Origin of the sequence: Hyunsoonleella ulvae (genome assembly GCF_016827605.1) — a bacterium.
GTDB classification, from domain to species: Bacteria; Bacteroidota; Bacteroidia; order Flavobacteriales; family Flavobacteriaceae; genus Jejuia; species Jejuia ulvae.
Genome location: NZ_JAEPJQ010000005.1, coordinates 120,851 through 144,322, shown reverse-complemented (window position 1 = coordinate 144,322; position 23,472 = coordinate 120,851). Strand labels below are relative to the sequence as shown.

The 23,472-nt window shown below is 34.0% G+C and carries 25 protein-coding genes and 1 other RNA gene; 9 read left to right on the top strand and 17 right to left on the bottom strand.

The annotated features are described in order from the left end of the window. Positions 1-61: 61 nt before the first annotated feature. Complete coding sequence (lpdA, locus tag JS605_RS13530; protein ID WP_203258252.1) at positions 62-1,438, top strand: dihydrolipoyl dehydrogenase; 1,377 nt, start codon at positions 62-64, stop codon at positions 1,436-1,438. A 109-nt stretch (positions 1,439-1,547) separates the two neighbouring features. After that, on the top strand, positions 1,548-2,036 hold the full coding sequence (locus JS605_RS13525; RefSeq protein ID WP_203258251.1) for a hypothetical protein: 489 nt from the start codon (positions 1,548-1,550) through the stop codon (positions 2,034-2,036). 12 nt (positions 2,037-2,048) lie between these two features. On the opposite strand, the gene JS605_RS13520 is transcribed toward JS605_RS13525, so the two are convergent. The 3 genes from JS605_RS13520 to JS605_RS13510 all read right to left on the bottom strand — a co-directional run bounded on the left by JS605_RS13520 (position 2,049) and on the right by JS605_RS13510 (position 3,552). After that, entirely contained in the window at positions 2,049-2,534 is a 486-nt protein-coding gene (locus JS605_RS13520) for a porin family protein (RefSeq protein WP_203258250.1), read from the bottom strand. Positions 2,535-2,553: 19 nt separating this feature from the next. Continuing rightward, the gene (aroQ, locus tag JS605_RS13515; protein WP_203258249.1) at positions 2,554-2,973 is read right to left on the bottom strand and encodes a type II 3-dehydroquinate dehydratase; all 420 of its coding nucleotides are present in this window, start codon (positions 2,971-2,973) and stop codon (positions 2,554-2,556) included. Between the two features lie 81 nt (positions 2,974-3,054). Next, positions 3,055-3,552 carry an outer membrane beta-barrel protein gene (locus JS605_RS13510; protein ID WP_203258248.1) on the bottom strand — a complete coding sequence of 166 codons (498 nt, stop codon included), beginning with the start codon at positions 3,550-3,552 and terminating at the stop codon, positions 3,055-3,057. Between the two features lie 223 nt (positions 3,553-3,775). Between JS605_RS13510 and xerD the strand changes: the two genes are divergently transcribed. Further along, positions 3,776-4,672 (top strand): site-specific tyrosine recombinase XerD, encoded by an 897-nt coding sequence (gene xerD / locus JS605_RS13505; RefSeq protein WP_203258247.1) that lies wholly within the window; start codon positions 3,776-3,778, stop codon positions 4,670-4,672. Between the two features lie 86 nt (positions 4,673-4,758). Here xerD and rny read toward each other — a convergent pair whose 3' ends face one another. The 4 genes from rny to JS605_RS13485 all read right to left on the bottom strand — a co-directional run bounded on the left by rny (position 4,759) and on the right by JS605_RS13485 (position 7,172). Continuing rightward, complete coding sequence (rny, locus tag JS605_RS13500; RefSeq protein ID WP_203258246.1) at positions 4,759-6,333, bottom strand: ribonuclease Y; 1,575 nt, start codon at positions 6,331-6,333, stop codon at positions 4,759-4,761. A 56-nt stretch (positions 6,334-6,389) separates the two neighbouring features. Beyond that, a non-coding RNA gene (gene ssrS / locus JS605_RS13495) (6S RNA) lies at positions 6,390-6,518 on the bottom strand. A gap of 55 nt (positions 6,519-6,573) precedes the next feature. Beyond that, positions 6,574-6,867: a cell division protein ZapA gene (locus JS605_RS13490; protein ID WP_203258245.1), complete on the bottom strand. Its 294-nt coding sequence runs from the start codon at positions 6,865-6,867 to the stop codon at positions 6,574-6,576. A gap of 14 nt (positions 6,868-6,881) precedes the next feature. Continuing rightward, entirely contained in the window at positions 6,882-7,172 is a 291-nt protein-coding gene (locus JS605_RS13485) for a hypothetical protein (protein WP_203258244.1), read from the bottom strand. A gap of 176 nt (positions 7,173-7,348) precedes the next feature. Between JS605_RS13485 and JS605_RS13480 the strand changes: the two genes are divergently transcribed. After that, positions 7,349-9,034 carry a M23 family metallopeptidase gene (locus JS605_RS13480; protein WP_203258243.1) on the top strand — a complete coding sequence of 562 codons (1,686 nt, stop codon included), beginning with the start codon at positions 7,349-7,351 and terminating at the stop codon, positions 9,032-9,034. A 12-nt stretch (positions 9,035-9,046) separates the two neighbouring features. Continuing rightward, complete coding sequence (locus tag JS605_RS13475; protein WP_203258242.1) at positions 9,047-11,509, top strand: TonB-dependent receptor; 2,463 nt, start codon at positions 9,047-9,049, stop codon at positions 11,507-11,509. Here the strand turns inward: JS605_RS13475 and JS605_RS13470 are convergent. Beyond that, entirely contained in the window at positions 11,493-12,119 is a 627-nt protein-coding gene (locus JS605_RS13470) for a CHAP domain-containing protein (RefSeq protein ID WP_317194156.1), read from the bottom strand. The genes JS605_RS13475 and JS605_RS13470 overlap by 17 nt on opposite strands. Then, complete coding sequence (locus JS605_RS13465; RefSeq protein ID WP_203258241.1) at positions 12,119-13,255, bottom strand: cysteine desulfurase family protein; 1,137 nt, start codon at positions 13,253-13,255, stop codon at positions 12,119-12,121. Before JS605_RS13465 ends, JS605_RS13470 begins: the two co-directional genes overlap by 1 nt. Before the next feature lie 98 nt (positions 13,256-13,353). Between JS605_RS13465 and JS605_RS13460 the strand changes: the two genes are divergently transcribed. Further along, positions 13,354-14,397 (top strand): hypothetical protein, encoded by a 1,044-nt coding sequence (locus JS605_RS13460; protein WP_203258240.1) that lies wholly within the window; start codon positions 13,354-13,356, stop codon positions 14,395-14,397. Here the strand turns inward: JS605_RS13460 and JS605_RS13455 are convergent. Together JS605_RS13455 and JS605_RS13450 are read right to left on the bottom strand one after the other, a co-directional pair. Next, positions 14,394-14,951 (bottom strand): Smr/MutS family protein, encoded by a 558-nt coding sequence (locus tag JS605_RS13455; RefSeq protein ID WP_203258239.1) that lies wholly within the window; start codon positions 14,949-14,951, stop codon positions 14,394-14,396. The genes JS605_RS13460 and JS605_RS13455 overlap by 4 nt on opposite strands. 5 nt (positions 14,952-14,956) lie before the next feature. Further along, the gene (locus tag JS605_RS13450; protein ID WP_203258394.1) at positions 14,957-15,142 is read right to left on the bottom strand and encodes a hypothetical protein; all 186 of its coding nucleotides are present in this window, start codon (positions 15,140-15,142) and stop codon (positions 14,957-14,959) included. Between the two features lie 159 nt (positions 15,143-15,301). Here JS605_RS13450 and JS605_RS13445 point away from each other — a divergent pair, with 159 nt between their 5' ends. The 3 genes from JS605_RS13445 (at position 15,302) to JS605_RS13435 (ending at position 17,991) form a co-directional block, all read left to right on the top strand. Further along, positions 15,302-17,284 (top strand): T9SS type A sorting domain-containing protein, encoded by a 1,983-nt coding sequence (locus JS605_RS13445; protein WP_203258238.1) that lies wholly within the window; start codon positions 15,302-15,304, stop codon positions 17,282-17,284. A 77-nt stretch (positions 17,285-17,361) separates the two neighbouring features. After that, positions 17,362-17,655 (top strand): DUF2752 domain-containing protein, encoded by a 294-nt coding sequence (locus tag JS605_RS13440; RefSeq protein ID WP_203258237.1) that lies wholly within the window; start codon positions 17,362-17,364, stop codon positions 17,653-17,655. A 12-nt stretch (positions 17,656-17,667) separates the two neighbouring features. Next, positions 17,668-17,991, top strand: coding sequence for a CCC motif membrane protein (locus JS605_RS13435; protein WP_203258236.1), 324 nt, complete (start codon positions 17,668-17,670; stop codon positions 17,989-17,991). 411 nt (positions 17,992-18,402) lie between these two features. Here the strand turns inward: JS605_RS13435 and JS605_RS13430 are convergent, their stop codons facing one another. Genes JS605_RS13430 through JS605_RS13405 form a run of 6 tightly spaced genes read right to left on the bottom strand, consistent with a single transcriptional unit; the run spans position 18,403 to position 23,470 of the window. Further along, complete coding sequence (locus tag JS605_RS13430) at positions 18,403-19,473, bottom strand: DUF3137 domain-containing protein (RefSeq protein ID WP_203258235.1); 1,071 nt, start codon at positions 19,471-19,473, stop codon at positions 18,403-18,405. A gap of 3 nt (positions 19,474-19,476) precedes the next feature. Next, positions 19,477-20,283, bottom strand: a complete 807-nt coding sequence (locus tag JS605_RS13425; protein ID WP_203258234.1) for a DUF1266 domain-containing protein — start codon at positions 20,281-20,283, stop codon at positions 19,477-19,479. Positions 20,284-20,301: 18 nt separating this feature from the next. After that, complete coding sequence (locus JS605_RS13420) at positions 20,302-20,862, bottom strand: LemA family protein (RefSeq protein WP_203258233.1); 561 nt, start codon at positions 20,860-20,862, stop codon at positions 20,302-20,304. A gap of 13 nt (positions 20,863-20,875) precedes the next feature. Further along, on the bottom strand, positions 20,876-21,904 hold the full coding sequence (locus JS605_RS13415; protein WP_203258232.1) for a toxin-antitoxin system YwqK family antitoxin: 1,029 nt from the start codon (positions 21,902-21,904) through the stop codon (positions 20,876-20,878). A gap of 49 nt (positions 21,905-21,953) precedes the next feature. Continuing rightward, a complete protein-coding gene (locus tag JS605_RS13410; RefSeq protein WP_203258231.1) occupies positions 21,954-22,379 on the bottom strand; it encodes a hypothetical protein in 426 nt (141 codons plus the stop codon). An 8-nt stretch (positions 22,380-22,387) separates the two neighbouring features. Continuing rightward, positions 22,388-23,470: a trypsin-like peptidase domain-containing protein gene (locus tag JS605_RS13405; RefSeq protein WP_203258230.1), complete on the bottom strand. Its 1,083-nt coding sequence runs from the start codon at positions 23,468-23,470 to the stop codon at positions 22,388-22,390. Positions 23,471-23,472: the final 2 nt, after the last annotated feature.

The following is a 23,472-nucleotide window of genomic DNA, read 5'->3' as shown; positions in this document are numbered from 1 at the left end:
TACCCTTCTATATTCGTTATTCAAACTTCATTTTGTAAATTTGCAGCTTAAATTTTAACACATGAGTAAATACGATATTATAGTTCTTGGAAGTGGTCCTGGGGGTTATGTAACAGCTATTAGAGCATCACAATTAGGTTTTAAAACTGCTATTGTTGAAAAGGAAAGTCTTGGAGGCGTTTGTTTAAATTGGGGATGTATTCCAACTAAAGCCTTATTAAAATCTGCTCAAGTATTTGAATATCTGAAACATGCGGAAGATTATGGTTTAAAAGTTAAAGATGCTGAGCATGACTTTGATGCCGTTGTAAAACGTAGTAGAGGTGTTGCCGATGGTATGAGTAAAGGCGTTCAATTTTTAATGAAGAAAAACAAGATTGACGTTATTGAGGGCTACGGAAAAATAAAACCTGGTAAAAAAGTTGATGTTGATGGCACAGAATATACTGCAGACCATATTATCATAGCAACTGGTGCTCGCTCTAGAGAATTGCCAAGTTTACCGCAAGATGGTAAAAAGGTAATTGGTTACAGACAAGCGATGACTTTAGAGAAGCAACCTAAAAAAATGATTGTGGTTGGTTCTGGAGCTATTGGTGTAGAGTTTGCCTATTTTTATAATTCTATGGGTACCGAAGTAACTATTGTGGAGTATTTGCCAAACATTGTACCTGTTGAAGATGAAGAAGTTTCTAAACAATTAGAGCGTTCTTTCAAGAAAAATGGCATAAATATTAAAACCTCTGCAGAGGTAACCTCTGTTGACACTTCAGGAAAAGGTGTTAAAGCTACTGTAAAAACGAAAAAAGGAGAAGAGGTTTTAGAGGCTGATATCATTTTATCTGCTGTTGGAATTAAAACAAACATAGAAAATATCGGATTGGAAGATGTTGGGATTGTTGTTGATAGAGACAAAATTCTAGTAAATGATTTCTACCAAACCAATATCCCAGGATATTATGCCATTGGAGATGTTACTCCTGGGCAAGCTTTGGCACACGTTGCTTCTGCTGAAGGTATTTTATGTGTAGAGAAAATTGCCGGACATCATGTAGAACCAATAGATTATGGTAATATCCCCGGATGTACGTATTGTACTCCTGAAATTGCAAGTGTAGGTTTAACCGAGAAAGCAGCTAAAGAAAAAGGCTTTGATATTAAGGTTGGAAAATTTCCATTCTCTGCTTCTGGTAAAGCAAGTGCTGGAGGTAATAAAGAAGGTTTTGTAAAAGTAATTTTTGATGCCAAATACGGTGAGTGGTTAGGATGCCACATGATTGGAGCTGGTGTTACGGATATGATAGCTGAAGCGGTTTTGGGTAGAAAACTTGAAACTACCGGACATGAAGTATTAAAAGCGGTACATCCTCACCCAACTATGAGTGAAGCAGTTATGGAAGCTGTTGCTGCTGCTTATGATGAAGTAATTCATATTTAAAATAAATATTCTTTTTTTGCTAATGACTCGTAAGTCATTCCTAAAAAAATAATTTTGAAAGAAAGAATCCATATTATATATGGGTTCTTTTTTTGTTTATATTTAGTTTATGAAAAAACTTATACTTATTACCTCTATTGTACTTTTTGGATCTAAAAGTTTTTCCCAGGATATAAAAGGTATCATAAAAACCGATATTGGAGGGATCTCGGAATATAACTTTTATCAATTATCTTACGAGTTTAATATTAAGGAAAAAAACGCTATGGAGATAGGTGTTGGATATGGCACTGAATCTGGAATTAATATTTTTGGATTGAGCATTCAATCTCGATATTACATATCTAAAGAAGCTCCAACTGGCTTTCATATTGGTCCTAGGGTTTTAGCAATTCATGCAGAATCTAAACAAAGGGATGTATTTACAGGTTCAAAAGATAATGCATTTGGTTTCGAAATTGATGGCTTAATTGGTTATCAATTTTTAATTGAAGACCTAATATCATTAAATCCATATTTAGGTTTAGGCTTAGCTACAGTTAATAATCAAACAACGACAGGTATTGTTTGGGGTATTACTTTAGGAATCGCATTTTAGTCATTGTAATTTTTAAATTTTACAGCCAAGACCAATAAACAAGCCATTAGGTGTGATTTCTTGAAATCCTAAAGTATATTTAATATGTACATCTATATTTTTACTTAGCTGGTATGAAGTTGCAATATCTCCCCTAACTTTAAACTTATTACTAAAAAAGTCGAAAAAGTAGTTTAAACTTGGTCCAACTAATACATTTAAATTATGCCCAACCTTATATTTCATATAAATAGGTGCATTAATAAAATTAAAGTCGTTGAGTAGTATGTAGAGTACTTCTGGTTGTACTGAGGCATTCTCATCAATTTCAAGATCTATAAAACTTCCAAAATAGAAACCAGTTGCTGTATCTGGATTAGTACCAAAATTACCCTCTACTACCTTAAAAAAAGTGAAGTTAGCACCAGCTTTTACCCCAAAAGAAATTTTATTTTTAGATTGCGATGCGCATTTAAAAGTAATGATTAGAAGTAATAATAATAGATATAAGCACCTCATACCATAATTTTTACAGGAATTAACTTAAAAAACTCTGTATTGCTAGTTCATAACTCTGCAATCCAAATCCGAGGATGACCCCTTTGGCATTGGGCGAAATATAAGATTGATGCCTAAATTCTTCTCTCCCAAAGGTATTAGAAATATGAACTTCAATCACAGGTACCTCTATAGCTTTTATCGCATCACCAATACCAACAGAAGTATGCGTGTATGCAGCAGCATTCAATATAATGCCATCATAAGAAAACCCAACCTCATGCAATTTATCTATTAATTCCCCTTCTATATTCGACTGAAAATAATCTAAATCTACTTTTGGATATTTTTGTTTTACCTCATCCATAAACTCAGTAAAAGACAAGCTACCATATATATTTGGTTCTCGTTTACCTAATAGATTAAGGTTAGGGCCATTAATGATGATTAATTTTTTCATGAGTCAAAAATACAAAAGTTATTGCATAAAAAAGGGAGGTTTTATTAACCTCCCTTACGTTTTTATTCAAATTATATTATGTTATAAAGCAAATTCTACACCTGCAGTTATAACATTAAAACCTACACTAATAGGTCCAGCATCGAGGCTTATTCCTCTGTAAGCTACAACAACATCTAGAGATTCACTTACAGCATATTGAACTCTTGGCGCATAATAAAAGCCACCATCATTCCCATCATTGATACCAACAGCATATCCTAAATCCACTCCTACAGTAAATTCATCAGAAATGTTAAAACGACCTGCTGCAGCTAGAGGCAAAAATTGTGCGTCTTCAGCATCTGCAAAATCAGTATCCTTACCAAAAGAGTGAGAGAAACCTGTAGCAGCTCCTACTTCAATTTGATCTGATACTTCCCATAAATATGAAGCGTCTATTGTAAGATTGAAAGAGTAAAAATCACTGAAATCTCCAGTAATGAGTCCAGCATTAACACCTCCATTAAATTGTCCTTGAGCATTTACACTAAGGCTTCCAAAAATGACAATAATTGCCACAAAAAATAATTTTTTCATAATGTATAAAGTTTATAGTTTGATAGTTTCAAAAATAGATAAATTTCCAGTAAAATAAATACTACGTGTATACTTTATTAACACTATTATTAACACAAAACATAAGATTTTGTTTATCAATGGGTTAAACAATATAATTATTAACAATTTTAACAAGAAACACATACAACTATACATGTGCACCAGAATTTCTTTATGATTTTTTCAATACTTTTATAGCTGTATGAAATGGCGAAATGCGATTAAAGATTATTCCTTGTATTTGAAGATTGAACGTGGTTTGTCCCAAAACTCCATAGACAATTACATCCTTGATATTCTTAAACTAAAAAACTACTTGGAGTCCAATGAAATTAGCCACAGCCCTATTTCTATTTCTAAAGAAGTGATACAACAGTTTATTTATGAAACGGCTAAAATAATTAATGAACGCTCCCAATCCCGATTAATCTCCGGGCTTCGTAGTTTCTTTAATTATCTGGTTTTTGAAGATTATAGAAATGATAATCCGTTGGATTTAATTGAATCCCCAAAAATTGGGCGAAAACTTCCCGACACACTTTCGGAAGAAGAAATAGATCAAATTATTAGTGCTATAGATTTAAGTAAACCAGAAGGCGAACGTAATAGAGCTATGCTTGAGACACTATACGGCTGTGGCTTACGTGTTAGTGAACTTATTAATTTAAAACTATCTGATTTATTTTTTGATGAAGGTTTTATTAAGGTTACAGGCAAGGGAGATAAACAGCGTTTTGTGCCAATTGTTGAATCTACAATGAAATATATAACTATTTACAGAACAGAAATCAGAAGACATTTAAACATTCAAGCGGGATATGAAGATACGTTGTTTTTAAATAGAAGAGGCAAACAATTAACCAGAGCCATGGTGTTTACTATCATTAAACAATTGGTTGAAAAAATAGGGCTAAAGAAAAACGTATCTCCACATACGTTTAGACATTCTTTTGCGACGCATTTGCTTCAAAATAATGCTGATTTACGAGCCATACAATTAATGTTAGGCCATGAGAGTATTACCACTACTGAAATTTATGTGCATTTAGATAAAAGCCATTTAACTAAAGTTGTAGAAAAGTTTCATCCTAGGAAATAATAGTTAGTGAAATTAAAAAATCCAGCTTACACTGGATTTTTCAATATTATTTATTCTATTCTATAGCTCTCTATTACAGAAATATTTTATTTAGCGATGTTAACAGCTCTTGTTTCTCTAATCACTGTAATTTTCACCTGTCCGGGATATGTCATATCCGTCTGGATTTTCTGGGAGATGTTAAAAGATAGTTCTGCAGCTTTTTCATCATTTACTTTTTCACTTTCTACAATAACGCGTAATTCCCTTCCTGCTTGTATTGCATATGCCTTTTTAACACCGTTAAATCCAAAAGCAATATCTTCTAAATCTTTTAAACGTTGGATATAGCTATCTAAAACCTGACGCCTTGCCCCTGGTCTTGCTCCAGAAATTGCATCACATACTTGTACTATAGGCGCAAGTAAAGATTTCATTTCTATCTCATCATGGTGTGCGCCAATGGCATTACATACATCTTCTTTTTCCCCATACTTTTCGGCCCATTGCATCCCCAAAATAGCATGTGGTGTTTCCATATCGGTTTCTGCATCTGGCACCTTTCCTATATCGTGTAGTAATCCTGCGCGTTTTGCCAATTTAGGATTTAAACCTAATTCTGCAGCCATGACACCACACAGTTTTGCTACCTCTCTAGAGTGTTGCAACAAGTTTTGTCCGTACGATGAACGGTATTTCATTCTACCTACTGTTTTTATTAATTCAGGATTTAAATTATGAATACCTAAATCTATTACAGTACGTTTACCAACTTCAATAATCTCTTGTTCAATTTGTTTTTTGGTCTTTTTAACGATCTCTTCTATTCTAGCTGGATGAATTCTACCATCAGTAACCAGTTTGTGAAGTGACAATCTTGCAATTTCACGACGTACAGAATCAAAACATGATAAAATGATAGCTTCAGGAGTGTCGTCCACAATAATTTCAACACCTGTTGCAGCTTCTATTGCCCTTATGTTTCTACCTTCTCGCCCAATAATACGTCCTTTAACGTCATCTGATTCTATATTGAATACAGATACACAGTTATCTACGGCCTCTTCTGTACCTACACGTTGTATGGTATTAATTATAACCTTTTTAGCTTCTTGTTCTGCGGTTAATTTAGCTTCCTCAAGTGCACTTTGTATATACGCCATAGCATCATTTTTAGCTTCTCCTTTAAGGGATTCTACCAATTGTGCTTTGGCTTCTTCAGCAGATAAACTGGAGATAACCTCTAATTGCTGTACTTGACTTTTATGTAACTTATCTATTTCGGACTGTTTCTTATCAAGTACATTTATTCTATGGTTATAGTCCTTTAGCTTATTTTCAATTTCTGCGTTTAACTTTTTATTTTTAGATAGTTCGTTTGATACTTGAGATTCCTTATCCCTGGTACGCTTTTCAGCTTCGGCCATTTTTTTATCACGAGATAAAATTACTTTTTCGTGTTCTGCCTTTAGTTCAATAAACTTCTCTTTAGCTTGAAGTATTTTATCTTTCTTTAGGGTTTCTCCCTCGCTCTTAGCCTCTTTCAGTATTGATGCTGCATCCTTTTTAGCATTTTTTATAAGCTTAGATGCATTGTTTTTTTCCATTGCCTTGGCTACAATAAATCCTATTATCAGCCCTACAATTACTCCTCCTACAATTAATATAATTGAGTTATCCATTTTAATTTAGTTGATTATATATATAAAAAAACCTACATCAGTATAATGTTTTGTATAAACTCCTTAAAAACAAGTTTAGGGCTAACAAGCTGATCAAGGGTCTGCCCGAGATACTGGGATAAACCAGCACTAGCAGCATGCTTTTACAACTTCAACTTACCCTTTTTAAAGAATTAACGTTGAGTTTATCAAAAAAATAACCGATGTAGGTAGTAACTTTTTACTTTATTTTAAAGAACGTTAAGCACTTAAATGAGCTTCTAACATGTTGTTGATAGCCGTAAGCTTCTCTTCAACAACCTCATTTCGTACTTCTTTATCTATTGTTTTTTGTTCCGCTTGGGATGCAAATTGTAAAGCACACATAGCTAATACATCTTGTTTATCCCTAACGGAGTAACTTTGCTCAAATTGCTTAATCATTGTCTCTATATTCTTTGCCGCCTTTCTTAATCCTTCTTCCTGAGACACATCTATGGTTAAAGGATATACTCTATTGGCTATAGATAGCTTTATTTTAAGCTTTTCAGACATTGATTTATTTTACTTTAATCAGATAGTTGTGCTATACAATGGTCTATGTCTCTAATTAACGCGTTTATTTTAAGCTTAGTATCTCTTTTATTATCGTCACTACCAAGCATTGAATTTGCAATTTTTAGAGCTTCATACTTTTCTTCCCAATTAGTGTTTATTTCTTTTTGGGCTTGAATTTCCTGTCGTGCTGATGCTAAATCTTTAGACAACGCTAGATTAGTTTGTTTTAAAGTGTCTACCTTAAGCAGTACTTTGCTAATTTTGTGTTCTAAAGAATCGACAATATCTTCAATCTTACTCATTTACAAAAAACAATACTCATGTAACAAAGTTAACATACCTAACCCTAAATAGCAATTGTTTTTTCATAATTTTTAGAAAATTATCCCTAACATCCTGATTCCTATTATATGGCTTGATTTTTGTTTTATCCTTTGGATATTGTACTCAAATTAATATTTTAGCCTAATACATAAATATGCGAATACTTCTTGCCCTAGCACTTCTGTTTTCTATACCTATTGGAGCACAAAATATATATCCTCAAGATTACTTTGGTAGCCCTTTAGATATCCCACTCATACTATCAGGAACATTTGCAGAGTTACGTTCCAACCACTTTCACTCAGGTGTAGATATAAAAACACAACAACGTACGGGTTTAAAGGTAAAGGCTGCTGCTGACGGTTATGTTAGCAGAATAAAGGTATCGCACTATGGTTATGGAAAAGCATTATACATTACACATAACAATGGATATACAACGGTTTATGCGCATTTAAAAAAGTTTGCTCCAGAAATTGAGGATTACATCAAAAAGAAACAATACGAGAAAGAATCCTATGAAATTGAACTTTTCCCTAAAACCGATGCGTTACTCGTTACAAAAGGCAATCTAGTTGCCTATAGTGGAAATTCAGGTGGCTCAGGTGGTCCGCATTTACATTTTGAAATCCGTGATAATGCAGAGCGCCCCATAAATCCAATGTTATTTGGTATTAACATTAAGGATTCCAAGCTTCCAACTGTTACATCTATTTATGCTTACCCTCTAGACGATAGTTCTTGTGTAAAGCATTCTTATGTAAAACAAAATCTAAAGCTAATCCCTTTAAAAAATGGAGACTATACTGTTGAAAATATTCAAGCATTTGGGAAAATAGGGTTTGGAATTACTACTTGGGACAGGCAAGATTTAGCTGTAAATAAAAACGGAGTATACAACATCCAAACCTTTGTAAATGGCAGTAAAAATTTTGAGCTCGATTTTAAACGGTTTGCGTTTCATGAAACCAAACATATAAATCAGCTTATAGACTACAAACATTTTAAGTCACACAAACAAAGAATTCAAAAACTCTTTAGAATAAACAATCCGCTGAGTATTTATAAAGATTTATATAAAGATGGTGTTTTAACTATTGCCGACAGCACATATTCGGTATATAAAATTAAGATTAGCGACTTTAAGAACAATACTGCATGGGTTACAATACCTATTAAAGGTCAAAAAAACACAAAAACAAAAGCTAAACCCAAAACAACAACGCCCTATTATATTTTTGCAAACAAGAGTACAACTCTAAAAGAGAATCACATCAATGTAGATATTTACCCCGACACATTTTACCAAGATTTTTATATGGATTTTAGTGTAAAAGGAGATACCTTAAGCATTCATGAAGATGTTGTGCCTTTAAAGAAAAATCTTAAAATCTCATACAACATAAGCAAGTATAATGCTGAGGACAAGAATAAACTTTTTATTGCCAGGTTGTCTGGTTATAAGAAAACGCCATATTATTCGTTTACCAAGCGTACAGGCGATACATTATCGTCTTACACTAAAAGGCTAGGCACCTATGCTTTGACCTATGACAATGAGGAACCAACCATAAGCCCCGTTAACTTTAAAAAAGGACAATGGTTGAGCAAATATCGTTTTCTTAAAATAAAAATTAACGATGAGCTTTCTGGTATATCAAGTTATAGGGCTACCGTTAACGGAAAGTGGATTTTAATGGAATATGATTATAAAACTAAAACGCTAACCCACGATTTTAATGATGGGGCTGTAGTTGACACAAAAAATAATTTAAAAGTAATTGTTACAGATAATGTTGGAAATAGTTCTACTTTTGAAACTATATTTTACAGAAAATAAACTAGACTGCCTTTGAAAACGACTTACCGACTAACCATAGTACTTTTCTTTTTTGCTATTTTAACTGGTGTTTCTCAAGAAGCCACCTTAAAAGGTGTAGTGCTAGACGAAAACAAAAACCCCATAGAGAACGTATCTGTAAAAACTGGAAATACAGGAACCCAAACCAATGAAAACGGGTTTTATTCTATCAATATTCCAGCAAATCAAGAGGTTATTGTAGAGTTTACCCATATTTCACATAAAAAAGTGTTGGTAACTTTTAATTTAAAAAATGGGGTTATCAGAGAGTTTTATCCAGTGATGAGCACCTCTGTGGAACAAATTAACGAAGTGGTGATCTCAGGGAAACGCAGAAAAGAAGTTGAAGGTATTGTTACCTTAGACAGGGAAACCGTTAGAAGAATACCTGGAGCAAATGCTGGGGTAGAAAATTTGCTATTATCACTTCCCGGTGTAAATAACAATAATGAATTAAGTACGCAATATTCAGTAAGAGGAGGTAACTACGATGAAAACTTAGTTTATATTAATGGTATTGAGGTATATCGCCCCTTTCTGGTAAGATCTGGACAACAAGAAGGGTTGAGTTTTGTAAACCCAGATTTGGTACAGAATGTTGATTTTTCCGCTGGTGGCTTTCAGGCAAAATATGGAGATAAACTATCTTCCGTTTTAGATATTACTTATAAAACCCCTTATATGTTTGAGGTAAATGCAGATTTAAGTTTACTTGGAGCAGCCGTTTCTGTTGAAAACATTAGCAAAGACTCAAAATTTACAGGTATAGTTGGGGCAAGATATCGTAATAACAACCTTTTTGTAGATGCCAAACAAACCCAAACCAATTTCCGTCCTGTTTTTGCAGATTTACAAGGGTATTTTAATTATAAATTTTCAAATAAGTTTCATTTAAGTTTCTTGGGCAACGCATCCTTAAATAGTTATGATTACGAACCATTAACGCGACAAACCAATTTTGGAACCATAGCTGATCCAGTAGCGCTAATAGTATTTTATGAAGGGCAAGAAAAAACAGAATACCAGACTTATTTTGGTGCTTTTCAAGGTACGTATTTTGCCAATGACGACTTAACCTTAAACTTAACAGCCTCAACATACCATACTACTGAAGAGGAATACTTTGATATTTTGGCACAGTATAACCTAGGAGAGGTAAACACTAGCATAGGCGATGAAAACCTAGGAGAAGTTGAGTTTACCGAAGGTATAGGCAGCCAATTAAACCATGGAAGAAACGATTTAGATGCTTTAATTTCTACCGTACAAACCAAAGGCGATTTAAGAATTGATGACAACAGATTTGAGTGGTCCTTAAAATATACAAACGAAGACATAAGAGATCGCTTGGTGGAATGGGAAGTAATAGATTCGGCAGGTTTTTCCATAAGACCTCCAGGAACTATACCGAGAAATGAACAGCCGTATGTAGCCTTTGAAGGGCCACTAACACCTTTTACAAATGTGCGCGCAAGAAACAATACTCAAATTAGTAGGCTCCAAGCATATGCGCAATGGAGTAAACGGTCTTACATAGGCGAAAATGAAGTGTGGTATAATGCTGGTATACGCATGCATAATTGGAGTGTTAAAGGCGATAATATTAGCACTTCAAACCAAACAGTTGTAAGTCCAAGGGCACAATTTGCAATAAAACCTAATTGGAAAAAAGATATGCTGTTTAGAGCAGCAGCAGGTTTGTATTATCAACCTCCCTTCTATCGTGAGCTAAGAGATTCTATGGGAATTGTTCAACCCAATGTAAGGGCGCAAAAATCATTTCATTTAGTATTAGGAAACGATTATAGTTTTAAAATGTGGAATCGCCCCTTTAAACTAACCTCAGAGGTATTTTATAAAAACTTAACTGATGTTAATCCATATACTTTAGAAAATGTTAGAATCCGTTATCGGGCAAGAAACAATGCCAAAGCCTATGCCTATGGGCTTGATATGCGCCTTAATGGAGAATTTGTTCCCGGTACAGAATCTTGGTTTAGTTTTGGATATTTAAAGACGGAAGAAAATATAGATAACAGAGGTTATATTTCTAGACCAACAGATCAGCGTTTAAAGTTTGCCGCATTGTTTCAGGACTATGTGCCAAATATACCAAACATGAGAGTATATCTTAATTTAGTATACAATACAGGGCTTCCTGGTGGTTCTCCAAGTTATGCAGACCCTTATGATTTCCAAATTAGGTTGCCTGATTACAAACGTGCCGATGTAGGTTTTCAATTTGTTTTGGTAGACAAAAACAAACAATTTAAAAGTGGTTGGAAAAAACCGTTTAAGCAACTATCCTTTGGCGTAGAAATCTTCAATATTTTTGATGTGCAAAACTCAATTACCAACACTTGGGTAAGGGATGTGTCAAGTAAGCGTCAATTTGCTATTCCTAACTTTTTAACCCCAAGGGTTTTCAATGTTAGAACTACAATGAAGTTTTAATACCCAACCACCCTAAAACAGAAGTATCATCTACCAGCCAAGCGTTGTTTTTAAATTCTAAATCAATAGATGCTCTGGATGTTTTGCCCACATTTTGTTGTATAATTTCAATATCAACATCGGTAACTTTAGAAATTATGGCCACATGCCCATAAGGATTAAACATATTGCCTTTAAAGACAATTATATCGTTAACCCTAGGTTTTTGCTTGCTCCCATTTTTAAACTGCTGTAGATTTCTGTCCCTGTTAAGCTTACCATCCTTAATGTTGGTGTTAAAAAAGTCTTTAGCATGACCGTAACTGTTGGGCATTTTATGGTTTAAGTATTCAAAATAATAGCGCTTAACAAATTCAACGCATTGCCATTTTAATCCTAAATTATAACCGTCTTTGGTTAGATGCCTTCCGTAGGTATTGTTCATGCTTTCATTATAGAACACATAAACCCCGTTAAAAACATCCAGGGTATCACCAGGATTTATAACTCTATAAAGCGGGTGCTTTATCTCTTTTTTAATTACAATTTCATTACGATGAACAGTGGGTCTGTTATTATTTTTACAAGAAAGAACAAGAAATATGGCAAAAAATACAACTACAAGTTTCACTACATGTGTTTTAAAACACTAACAACGTAGTCAACCTCCTCTTTAGTATTATAAATACTGAAAGAAAATCGTAATGACGGTTTTTCTAAATCCTCAGCACTTAATATTTCAGTCAAAACATGAGATTTTTGGTTGCTTCCACTTTGGCATGCACTGCCCCTGGAACAAGCTATCCCTTTTAGGTCTAATTGAAATAAAAACATGGCGGATTTCTGTTTAGGTATTGGCAAACGCACGTTGGCCAATGTATACGTACTCCTATCCATGTCGTTAGACAGTCCATTGAACACTACATCAGGAATATCAGCTTTAATCCTTGAAATGAAATAAGATTTTAAACTTTTTATATAAGTCATTTCAGATTCCAATTTTTCATAAGCCATAACCATAGCTTTTTCAAGACCAACAATGTTATGAACACTTTCGGTTCCTGCTCTCAATCCACGTTCTTGCTCTCCTCCAAAAATTAATGGTTTAACAATATTGTGTTTATTTATGTAGATAAAGCCCACACCCTTAGGGCCGTGAAACTTGTGCGCACTTGCAGCTAAAAAATCTATTTTAATAGCCTTTAAATCTATATTGTAATGCCCAATAGCCTGTACGGCATCTGTATGAAATAGGGCATTATTGGTTTCGCACAAATCCGCTACCCTTTTTAAATCTAAAACATTCCCAATTTCATTATTTACATACATTAAACTTACCAAAACATTTGTGTTGGTTTTTAAAAGCATCTCCAATTGTTCATAATCAATGGTTCCATACTTATCTAGGTGAAGAAAAGTAACATCAATATTGAATTCTTTTTGCAGCGCTTCAATAGTATGTAAAACCGCATGGTGTTCTATTTTTGATGTTATAATATGGGTTACACCCAAATCCCTCACAGCACAACGTAATGCCAAATTATCAGCCTCTGTGCCACCTGAAGTAAAAATTATTTCACTAGCAGAAACATTTAGAAGTTTGGCAATTGTTTTTCTGGAATTTTCAATTAAAGATTTAGATGATCTGCCTAAACCATATGAAGATGAAGGATTTCCGTAAACATTTTTTAAAACATCAGTCATTGCAGAAACAACTTCTTCCCGCATTTGGGTAGTTGCTGCATTATCAAAATACACCTGTTGCATACGTACAAATTTTTCAACAAAAATACTCCAAATAAAATTATTGATAAATACAGACGTTATAGTTACAATTCTATATTTTTGTCTAAAATAAATTACCTATGCGCTACCCCTTTCTTTCTATTTTCTGTTGCCTTTTTTTAATCGTATTTTCTTGTAGTGATGGCGACGTTCTAACTGTTGAATTTGATTTTGAAGATACTTTTGAAGGTTGTGAGGAAAGTGAATTACTATTTTACAAGACGAAAGAAAATCCTTCAGAATCTTTGTCGTTATTATTCACTAGTATTAATTATGTCGATATCTTTCAGAGAAGTGAAGATTCATTGAGGTTTATTGGGGATACCATTGTATTTGAAGAGCCTGCTCAATTTAATTACAGGACTTATAACAGAGAAAGTTTGCCAAACGATCTATTCTGTAGCCTTATACCACCTAAAGACCTAAATATTAGCATTGACGAACCAAGCGATGTAAATGTCACTATTACTAGGGTTTTAACAGAAGATGATAACGACGGGATACCTGCTGCGCTAGAAGGTCCAATAAATCCCTTAGGAGATGATGATAACGATGGTATATATAATTTTCTTGATGATGAGCCTGATAATCCTTTAGTTAAGGACGAAAACAACCAAATAGAGGATGGATTTGATACTGATGGAGATGGGCTTCCTAATTTTATTGATGATGATGATGATGGAGATAATGTACTTACAAAAAATGAAAATCCAGACCCGAATGAAGATGGTAACTTGAGTGATGCTCAAAACACAGACTTAGATTTATCTGGTGGAGATACAATACCTGATTATTTAGATCCTGATGATGACGGTGATGGTATACCTACAAGAGATGAAGAAAATGATACTCAAGATGAAAACCCATTAAATGATATTAGAAATAGTGACATTGGCCCAGATTTTTTGAATCCTAATATAACAACATCAGTTCCTGCATCAGCTTACAGGCAGCATGAAATCAGTTTAACGTTTTCAATCAGGACAGTTGTCAAGGATATTAACATTAGTTTTTTAGCGCAAGATGTATTAGATTTTGGAGAACTAAGTACTACCAATACCAATGCCGCGGCAGATTCTCTAAAAATTAACCAAACACGAACGGCAACACCTGTGTTCCCTTAATTAGAGTTTTGATAAATATATACCTCTGTAGCACCAAATCCGTATTTTTTAAAATCAGCATCATAATAGGTTAAATTATCATATCTCCTAAATAGGGTTTCCAGTTCTTGTTTTAAAACCCCTTCCCCTACACCATGTATAAATACAATACGCTGTATTCGTTTTTGAATTGCAAAATCCAATTGCCGTTTAGCTGTAGCGAGCTGTAGATTTAACATTTCAAAATTAGTCATACCTCTAGTTGATTTTACTAAATGATGGACATGCAAATCTACCTCCATTGTGGGAAGCGATCGTTCTTTGGGTTTCACTCGCTTTGATGATTTTTTCTTAACGCATTCCTTTTCAGCAATTACATCATCAATTTTAGTGTTACTTAATGTGTTTTCAATGTCTGTATTAGAAGTTTTAAGTAACACCAACTCTGATTCAAAAAATTCAAGTAAAAAACCGTCTTCGGTTTCTATAGTTACTGCTGTGCCAGTAATGTTCTTTACAATCCCGGATAAATCATCGTCTAAAACGAAAACTTTGTCCCCAATATTAAAAGCCATGGGTTCTATTTTTCTAATTCGTCTTGATTTTCATTCTTCTTACTAGGGATAGTTTTTGATATCCTATATATACCAATCATTAAAATAACAATACCAACTATTAAAATAAGTTGGTTTTGAGCTTTACCTGCTTTAGCATACATCGCCACGATAGCGCCTATCAATATTAAGATATAGTTGAAGTATTTCATAAAGGATTCTTCTGGTTAAAGGCATGCAAATTTACATTAAATAGTGATATAATCTGCTTATTAAACTTATGAAAAACAAACAAAACATCGATAAAATACACATAACGCCGTTAAAAAGATAAAATTTTGTATATTGGCACTCAAAATCACGAAAAACCAATGGGCTTTATTGTTAATGTATTAAGGAAATATGGTATTGCTAATGCCAAGGTATGGTTTAGCAACCTAATAGTGTTTACTTTTATTTTATTGAGTATAAACGAGTGTTTTGCCCAAGACCTATATGTAGATAACAATTCCTATTTATATGCTAGGGATATTGTACTTTTTGTTAATGATGATATTAGATTAGAAACTGCTACTTCTAACATATACATGAGGGGTAATGCTCAATTAATACAAAATACAGATACTAAAAACTCTGATGCTGGCGAATTATCTATTTATCAAAACCAGACTACTGGGATTTATGAATATAATTTTTGGTGCTCACCTGTAGGCGTAAGTGTAGACGGTACTACTAATGAAAATGTTGATTTTGACGGTACCAATATTCATGATCCAGCAGACCATACAGATTTAACAAATGTGGCGTCTAGTGCTTATGGGTATACAAATTCCTATAACGGCAATGCGGCTCAACTATCCCAACGCTGGATTTATACTTTGATTTCTGCTGGAGGATATAACGGATGGGTATATCAAAGTAGCACAGGAAATATTGCTTCTGGATATGGATTTACATTAAAAGGCAGTCCTAATGTAAATAATGTTTTGGATTTAAGGGGCAGACCAAATACTGGAGATATTTCGATTGACTGTACATTTACAGGAGTGGATTTAGATCCGCTTTCTGGGCCTTCAACTCAGGCAGAAACACTTACAGGTAATCCTTACCCATCTGCATTAGATCTAAAACTATTTTTAACAGATGGCAATGGATCTGGTTTTCCAACTGGTACCAATAATAGAAATGTATTAAATGGAGAAGCATTTTTTTGGGAACAAAGAAACATCAATTCTCACAATATACAGGATTACGAAGGTGGGTATAGTGTTTATACCCCAGGAGATCCTACAAATTTATCTGATAATGGTACTTATGCCACTGCTCCTTTTGAAAATTATAATTTAGATGGCAGCGTAAATGGCACTACTGCTGGAACTACCCAGGATTTTACCGCAAATAACGCAAGGCGATATGCGGCTGTTGGACAAGGTTTTATTGTAAGTAGTTTAGATAATGGAGGAGCGCCTTCTGGTGGTACTGCTGTATTTAATAATGCCATGCGATTATATTTAGCAGAAGATTCTACTACAGGAGGTAATGGTTCTGTTTTTGCAAAAAATCAATCAAAAGATAAAAATGAAGAAAATAAAAAGCCTCAGGTAATAGCTATGTCTCATAACGGTATAGATTACCAGCAGATTATTAATAACCCAATAACAATTCCTGAAATAAGAATTCATACTAAGATTGATAATACGTTTTACAGAGAGAGTGTTATAGCATTTAGAGATGGCACCCCCAATAATAATACCTACAATAGATTTTTTGACGGTAAAAATTATGAAGGAGGTTTAACAAGAGATGCTTACCTTTTATCTGAAGACAAAGAATTAATTATTAAATCCATTAATTATAGTGAAGACACCAAAATTCCAATGGGTTTAAAAGCAGATAAAGATAATATGCCTTTTGAAGTTACCATACATAGTAACAAAGCTATTCCTGAAAATGTCACTGTTTACATTCACGATAAATTAAACGACACCTATACTGATATACGTAATAATACTTTTAGTGTGGTTTTAGAAGAGGGTGTATATAATGATAGGTTTGAAATAGCATTTAGTAAACAAAGCACACTAGACACAGAAAAAATTGAAATATCTGATTTCAAGGTGTTTGAAAACTTAAAGCGAAATCATTTAGAAATTATCAATCCAAATCGCAAATTTATAAATGCAGTAGAGCTATATGATATTTCAGGAAAAATAGTTTTGAAACAAAACACTGTATCCAATAAGCGTAAACATACAATATCTACAAAATCATTAAGTTCTGGTGTATATGTTGTTTCGCTTAAATTATCGGATAATCAGACACTTAACGCTAAGGTCGTGATTTCGGGTAATTAAAATATACCTTAAACATAGTTTCTATTCGTTTCTAATTCCTTTCATTTTCATTATATTTAGGACAAATTATATTACAAATGTTATTAATTTGTGAACTTGAAGAATACATGCTCCCTTGCCTAAGCAAAAAGTTTTTAGGAATAGAATGTATGGGGTGTGGTTTACAGCGAAGTTTTGCACTTTTAATGCAGGGAGAATTTGTTGCGGCTTTTAAAATGTATCCAGCTATATTTACTTTAATAACTTTCTTAGTAGTAGTAAGTATAAGTTTCATTAAACCTTTTAAATTTTCCAATAAAGTAATAGCAGCTTTAGCTATTTTAAATTTAATTATTATTGTAGGTAACTACACGCTAAAAATTTTAACTTAAAAACCTGAATACATGGAACAACAAAAATTAAATCCGGCAATCGTATATGTTTTAGCAATTATTGGCTTATTATGTTGCTGTATTGGTGGATTTGGACTTATACCAGCAGGTATAGCCTTTTTTATAGCTCAAAGCAAACTAAAGTCTGCCCAACTTAATCCTGAGAATTTTGACCCTGCTAATGTGAAAAGCATGAATACTGCTAAAACAATTGCACTGGTTATATTGATAATTAATGTTTTATATTTAATCTTCACTATATACAGAATTTCTACTGTGGGTTGGGATGAACTTATGAGGCAGTCTCAAGAAATGATGGAGCAATATCAAGGCTAATTTGATTTATAAATATATTTTTGACTAGTTCTAAAAAGCCTTTGTGTGATCACAAAGGCTTTTTGTTTACCATTTATAGAATCCGAAAAGGGACAGAAAAAAAACCACTTATGGACGAGACATAACATAAAATAGAAAAGCCCTGAACAAAGTTCAAGGCTTTTTTTAAGTCGGGGTGGCAGAATGTTATTACCACCACTCATATCCTTATAAATCGAAAAGTTATGGTCTTTTTAATTAACATGGTAACCGAATAAGTAAATTATTTGATAAGAACTTTTGTTATTGTTTTCTTCCTTAAAAGCTATGAGAATATACAACTTATACCAAAATATCCACAAACAAAGTTTCGTTTTTGTTTCATGCTTTTTTAAGTTCCAATCTTAATTCTATTAAAGAAAACATACTGATTTAGTTCAGTTTTAATTCTGTTGCTATTTGCAAAGCGGTATTTACATCTTTGGCAAGTTCTTCTATGATTTTTACTGTTTCCAATTTTCCGGATGGGAAAGAAAACAGACCGTTTTCATTTTTTACAGCAAGATACATTTGCCGGTTCTGGAAAGATAAAAGCATGGGTTTGTCAAATTTTTCCTTTAAAGAAACTATTCGCTCCATAAGTGCTGTAGACAAGACATAACGCGCTTCTACCTGATCTGTACCATAAACTACAAATTGATTGGTAAACCTAAGGTCTTCCAAGTTTATTTTTTGTTCTTCCTTAAAGTTGGTACTGAAAAACCGATTTAATTTAGAACTCTGGTTATTTGTTAAGATCACTGTATGCCCATTGAGTGATTTCTTAAACCTTAACCAGCAAAACATTCCCCTAAAGGTATAATAGACATTATCTGCCGATTTGTTGGCAACTATATTCTTAAGAACAAACTGGTACAGAATCACAACTATATTCAATATAGGAATATGCATTAAAGTACCCTTTGTTTTGTTCGAAACGTTTTCTTCAATGATACCTATGTCGGCAATGTTGATAATACTTCCATTTGTTGAACTTCTTAATTGACCGTAACTGTACATTGTTGCATTTGTCTTAACCCAGGCAAAGAGTTTACTTTGGCCAATTTCATTAGTGGGAACAGTTGTATTTTGGGCAAAGCTTACTTTTGGGAATAGCATTTTTACCATTTTGTTCATGGTTTGCGTTTCCCTTATTTTGAATTTTTGAAATGCTCCCGCAAATAAATACGTAGTTACATATAATAAAACCACCAGACCCACAATTGGGTACATGTTGGCATAAGGATTTTCGGGCGTAGCCTTGAACCGTTCAAAAAAGCTTAGAAAAATATTTCCTGAATTTGGAAAATAATTGGTTGCTATATTCAATAGCATTAATACAAAATATAGGCCTGTGATGAGCCACATTATTTTTTGAAAGAACAATGTGCGTTTTCTTTTTTTGTAAATAAAAGAAAGCTCATTACTTACCTCAGTATATGCCTTTTCTATTAAACGTTCCATGGTTTAGCTTTTGGGCCAGCTAATGGTATTCCAAGGACTTTCTGGGTGTTCAGAGACTTGTTTGTAGAGATGGTAGACTTCCTCTCTATAAGAACGTTCACGGTGTTGCTGGTCGAACGCAAAGCCAAGGATGAAGCTTTTTCCAAATTCTTCCCAAGATGAGAAATGGTTCAATGCAAGTTCCCTTGCAAATTTGATAACTTTAAAAGCTTCTTCTTCTGTAATTATACCTGTGGTATAGGCTTTTCTGGCATGCCCTACCAAGATTGCTGCATCGTACCCGGCAATGCTTATATCCATTTCGTTATCAAAAGTTAAAAGCCCGTTTTGTTTGAGTTCGTTCAGTGCTTTATTGGATTTTAAGACTTTTAGATAGTTGAAGGCTCTTTCATTATTACCAAAATAATCTTTCATTATCTTTTCCCAATCTTCTTCGGGTAATGTGTTCATCATATTATATATAAAGTTATAGTACCAACGCCTACCATCTTTCATAAAATACTCGGTTAGATCCCAGTACGACTCCTTGGTATCTATATGCCATCTTTTTAAGTAGCGATTTGCAGATTTTGTGTCAAGAAATGTCAAGGTATTCGTGTCGGCGCCCCACCACTCTGCCAGAGGAGTGTAGAGCGCAATGGCAAACTGTTGTTCTTTGGTCAAGCTACTGTCTTCGGATACTTTAAATTTTGCCTTTTTTAAATCGGCTTCATCATGACCTTCCTTTGCTATTTTAAAATATTTAAATACGTAGGAGAGAACTCCTAATGCCAGTATCGCATAGCCATACCATGGTAAATTTTGTAACATTTGCATAGTTGTTATTTTTTATGCGTTTAGTAGTTGGTTGATATTTACTTCTTTTTGTTCTGCTTTTGGGATTTCTAACAGCGTTTCCGCTTTATCTTTTCTCATACCGGCAATTATACTGGCCGGAAACATTTGTATTTTGTTGTTATAACTTGTAACTGCAGCATTAAATGCTCTACGGGCTGCAGAAATCTGGTTTTCCATGTCCGACAGTTCAAACTGAAGGTTTATAAATTGTGTGTCGGCTTTTAAATCTGGGTAGTTCTCTACATTAATGTTCAGACCACTCATCACTTTGGTCAATTTATTGGAAGCCTGTATTTTTTCTTTAGGTTCGGTTGCCTTTTCTATTTGACTCCGAAGCTCTGTAACTTTTAGCAAGATATCTTTTTCATGGGCCAAGTATTTATTGAGCGTTGCTGCCAGATTAGGGATTAGGTCAAATCGTTTTTTTAGATAGATTTCAATGCTTCCAAAGGCTTGTGCCACTAGGTTTTTTCTGGCAACTATTTGGTTATTGATTACAATTCCCGCTATAAGAACCAGTAATATGACTGCTGCTATTATCGCTATTCCCATAATTTTTGCTTTTTTAATGATTATATTCTCTTCGCATAATTTCTGTTCCCATATCGTATTCTACCTCCCGTATCAATTTTCCCGCTATGTTGTAAAATTTCCAAATTCCGTTTTTAGAACCATTTAAATAATTTCCTTCTTGCTCGACCAACTTACTTCTGTAATAAGTTTTATGAGGTCCGTTGGCAACGTCGTTCTCATATGAAGTTTCATAGTATAGCCAGCCATTGCTATCCACATATTTTTTAAAAACGCCGGATTTGTACCCGTTTTCATAAATGCCTTCATACGATTTTGCACCAGAACTTTTATAATCTATACATGTGCCATGTAGTTTTCCGTTTTTAAAATTGTAAACTTCACGAGGTCTACCGTTATCGAAAAAGCTTTCTCTTTTTTCTAAAACATTATGTGCAAACAATTCTTTTTTTAATAAAATCCCAGCTTTGGAATACAAGAACTGATTACCGTTCAATTTGAAGTTTTTGTAAGATTTTTGTTCATAAAGCTTTCCGTTGGCATGGTATTTTTTTTGAGTGTAGCTGCCCTTGCCATTGAAAATTCTTTCCTCTTTTAGAGTGCCATTCTTCCATTTTTCGATCCACCTTCCTGTGGGGATATTATTTTCATAAAATGATATACTGGTATAATAGCTACTATTTACCATGGCTTTTTTCCACCACTTCCCTGTTTTTAGTCCCTCCTTATAATTTTCGATGGTTTTGGGTTTTCCGTCTTCGTCATAATATGTCCATTCCCCATCTCGTTTTCCATTAAGATATGATTGGGTGCTTATTAAGCGTTCATCCGAACTATAATTTTTCCTTACCCCGTGAATTTTTCCTTTTTTAAAAAAAATTTCTGAGTAGCTACCATTAGCCGATGCTATTTTATAAAGCCCATTAATGGGTCTATTATTTATGGACTTGTACACGGTTTCCGTTCCAAAACGATGTAACTTTATTTCATCCCAACTTGATAATGTTTGTGCTTTAGAGACTACCGACACCAGAATGGTCATTAAAACTAAAAACTGTTTCATTTTTTATATAATAAGTTTGAAAAACATTAAAGCCTGGCATGCAAAGATTCTAGTTTACGCTTCCACGAAAATGGTATGTACTTATGTTTTTATTTTTATTTGGTTTTTTCCCAATGAGTTGTCCTTTGCTTAATTCAAGTGCCACGCTGTCCCTAAGAGTGTGCATTACCTCTTCAGGGTTGAACATTATTTCTGATCTACTCCCCTTTTGCCATTTCCATGTAAATTCTCCAATCAGATCGGTTGTTTCCTCTCCACAAGAAGAAATTTGTTGCTCTACAACATCAACAAACGTTTTGCCAAAGTGTAGCACAAGATAAATTTCCTCGCCTACGCAAGGGTTGTTATCTGGGGTTTCTTCACATATTGAACCTATTTTGGCTATAAAGGTCTTATTGACCAGTGAGTTCTGATTCTCTTGAGCTTTACCAAAAAAAGTCATCAATAAAAAACTCGTCATTACTAGTCGGTTCATTATTTTAGTTAAGAGCAAGATTTACTATAATGTGTCATTTTTGCACCAAAGTCATTTACGAACATATCATCTAGATCATCAGCCTTCATGGCCAGTTGGGCAATCTCTTCAAGAAATTCTTCCTTGTTCTCTGAATACAAATCGCTTATGTGTATGCGATAGGAAAGGAATATTTGATTGTTGGAAATGGACAATCTATGCTTTCCCGTATCGGCGGTCAAAATATACTCGTACACTTCAGCTAAATTTTTACGCGGCAAATCGTTTAGTGGAGAGGTGGCAAATAAATAATTGTTATCATACACAAACATTCGTATTTCTGCACTACCTTGATGAAAATACCAACGTTCCCTACCAGACCGAGCCAAAACAGGATCTAAATCTAATTTGGTAATGGCTTCTTCTACTTTTAAACTGAAATCTGAAAGCGGATTTTCTTCAAATAGTTTTTCATCGATATCATTTCCGCAATTGGGACAATAATCCGTTTTTTCTTCAATTAAGCCATTGCAACTTGGGCAACCTATAGTGAACTCACCAGACAGTTCTCCAATAATTTCCAGTTCTTCACGAAGTGTTTCCATAGGGATTGCAAAACCCATATTGTCTGCATCGGAGAATTTGGATGTTACAATACCTACCAATTCCCCTTTTTCATTGATTACCGGGCCACCACTGTTTCCTGGATTTATTGCAGCATCGGTTTGTATAAAGTTGCTGCCATCAATAATCTGTCTAGGATTGGATACAATGCCTTCTGTAACCGTAAAGGGCATACCATACGGATACCCCAACACCAATACTTTATCTCTAGAAGTGGTTTCACTGTCATGGTCTGTAAGTATTGTTACGGCAGGTTTTGGCAGGTGTTCTGCTTGCAAAAATGCAATGTCCTTTCTTTGGTTTATATATATGACCTTGGCCAAATATCTGTTCTTGTCCTGCCCTTCTATACTTACCGTTAAGCAACCAGATACCACGTGATAATTGGTTACAATAATGTTGTCATGTAGGCTATAAAACCCAGTTCCGGAACCATTGGCAGTATTAATTCTATATACTGAATTTTCTATGTTGTTTATGATACTCATTG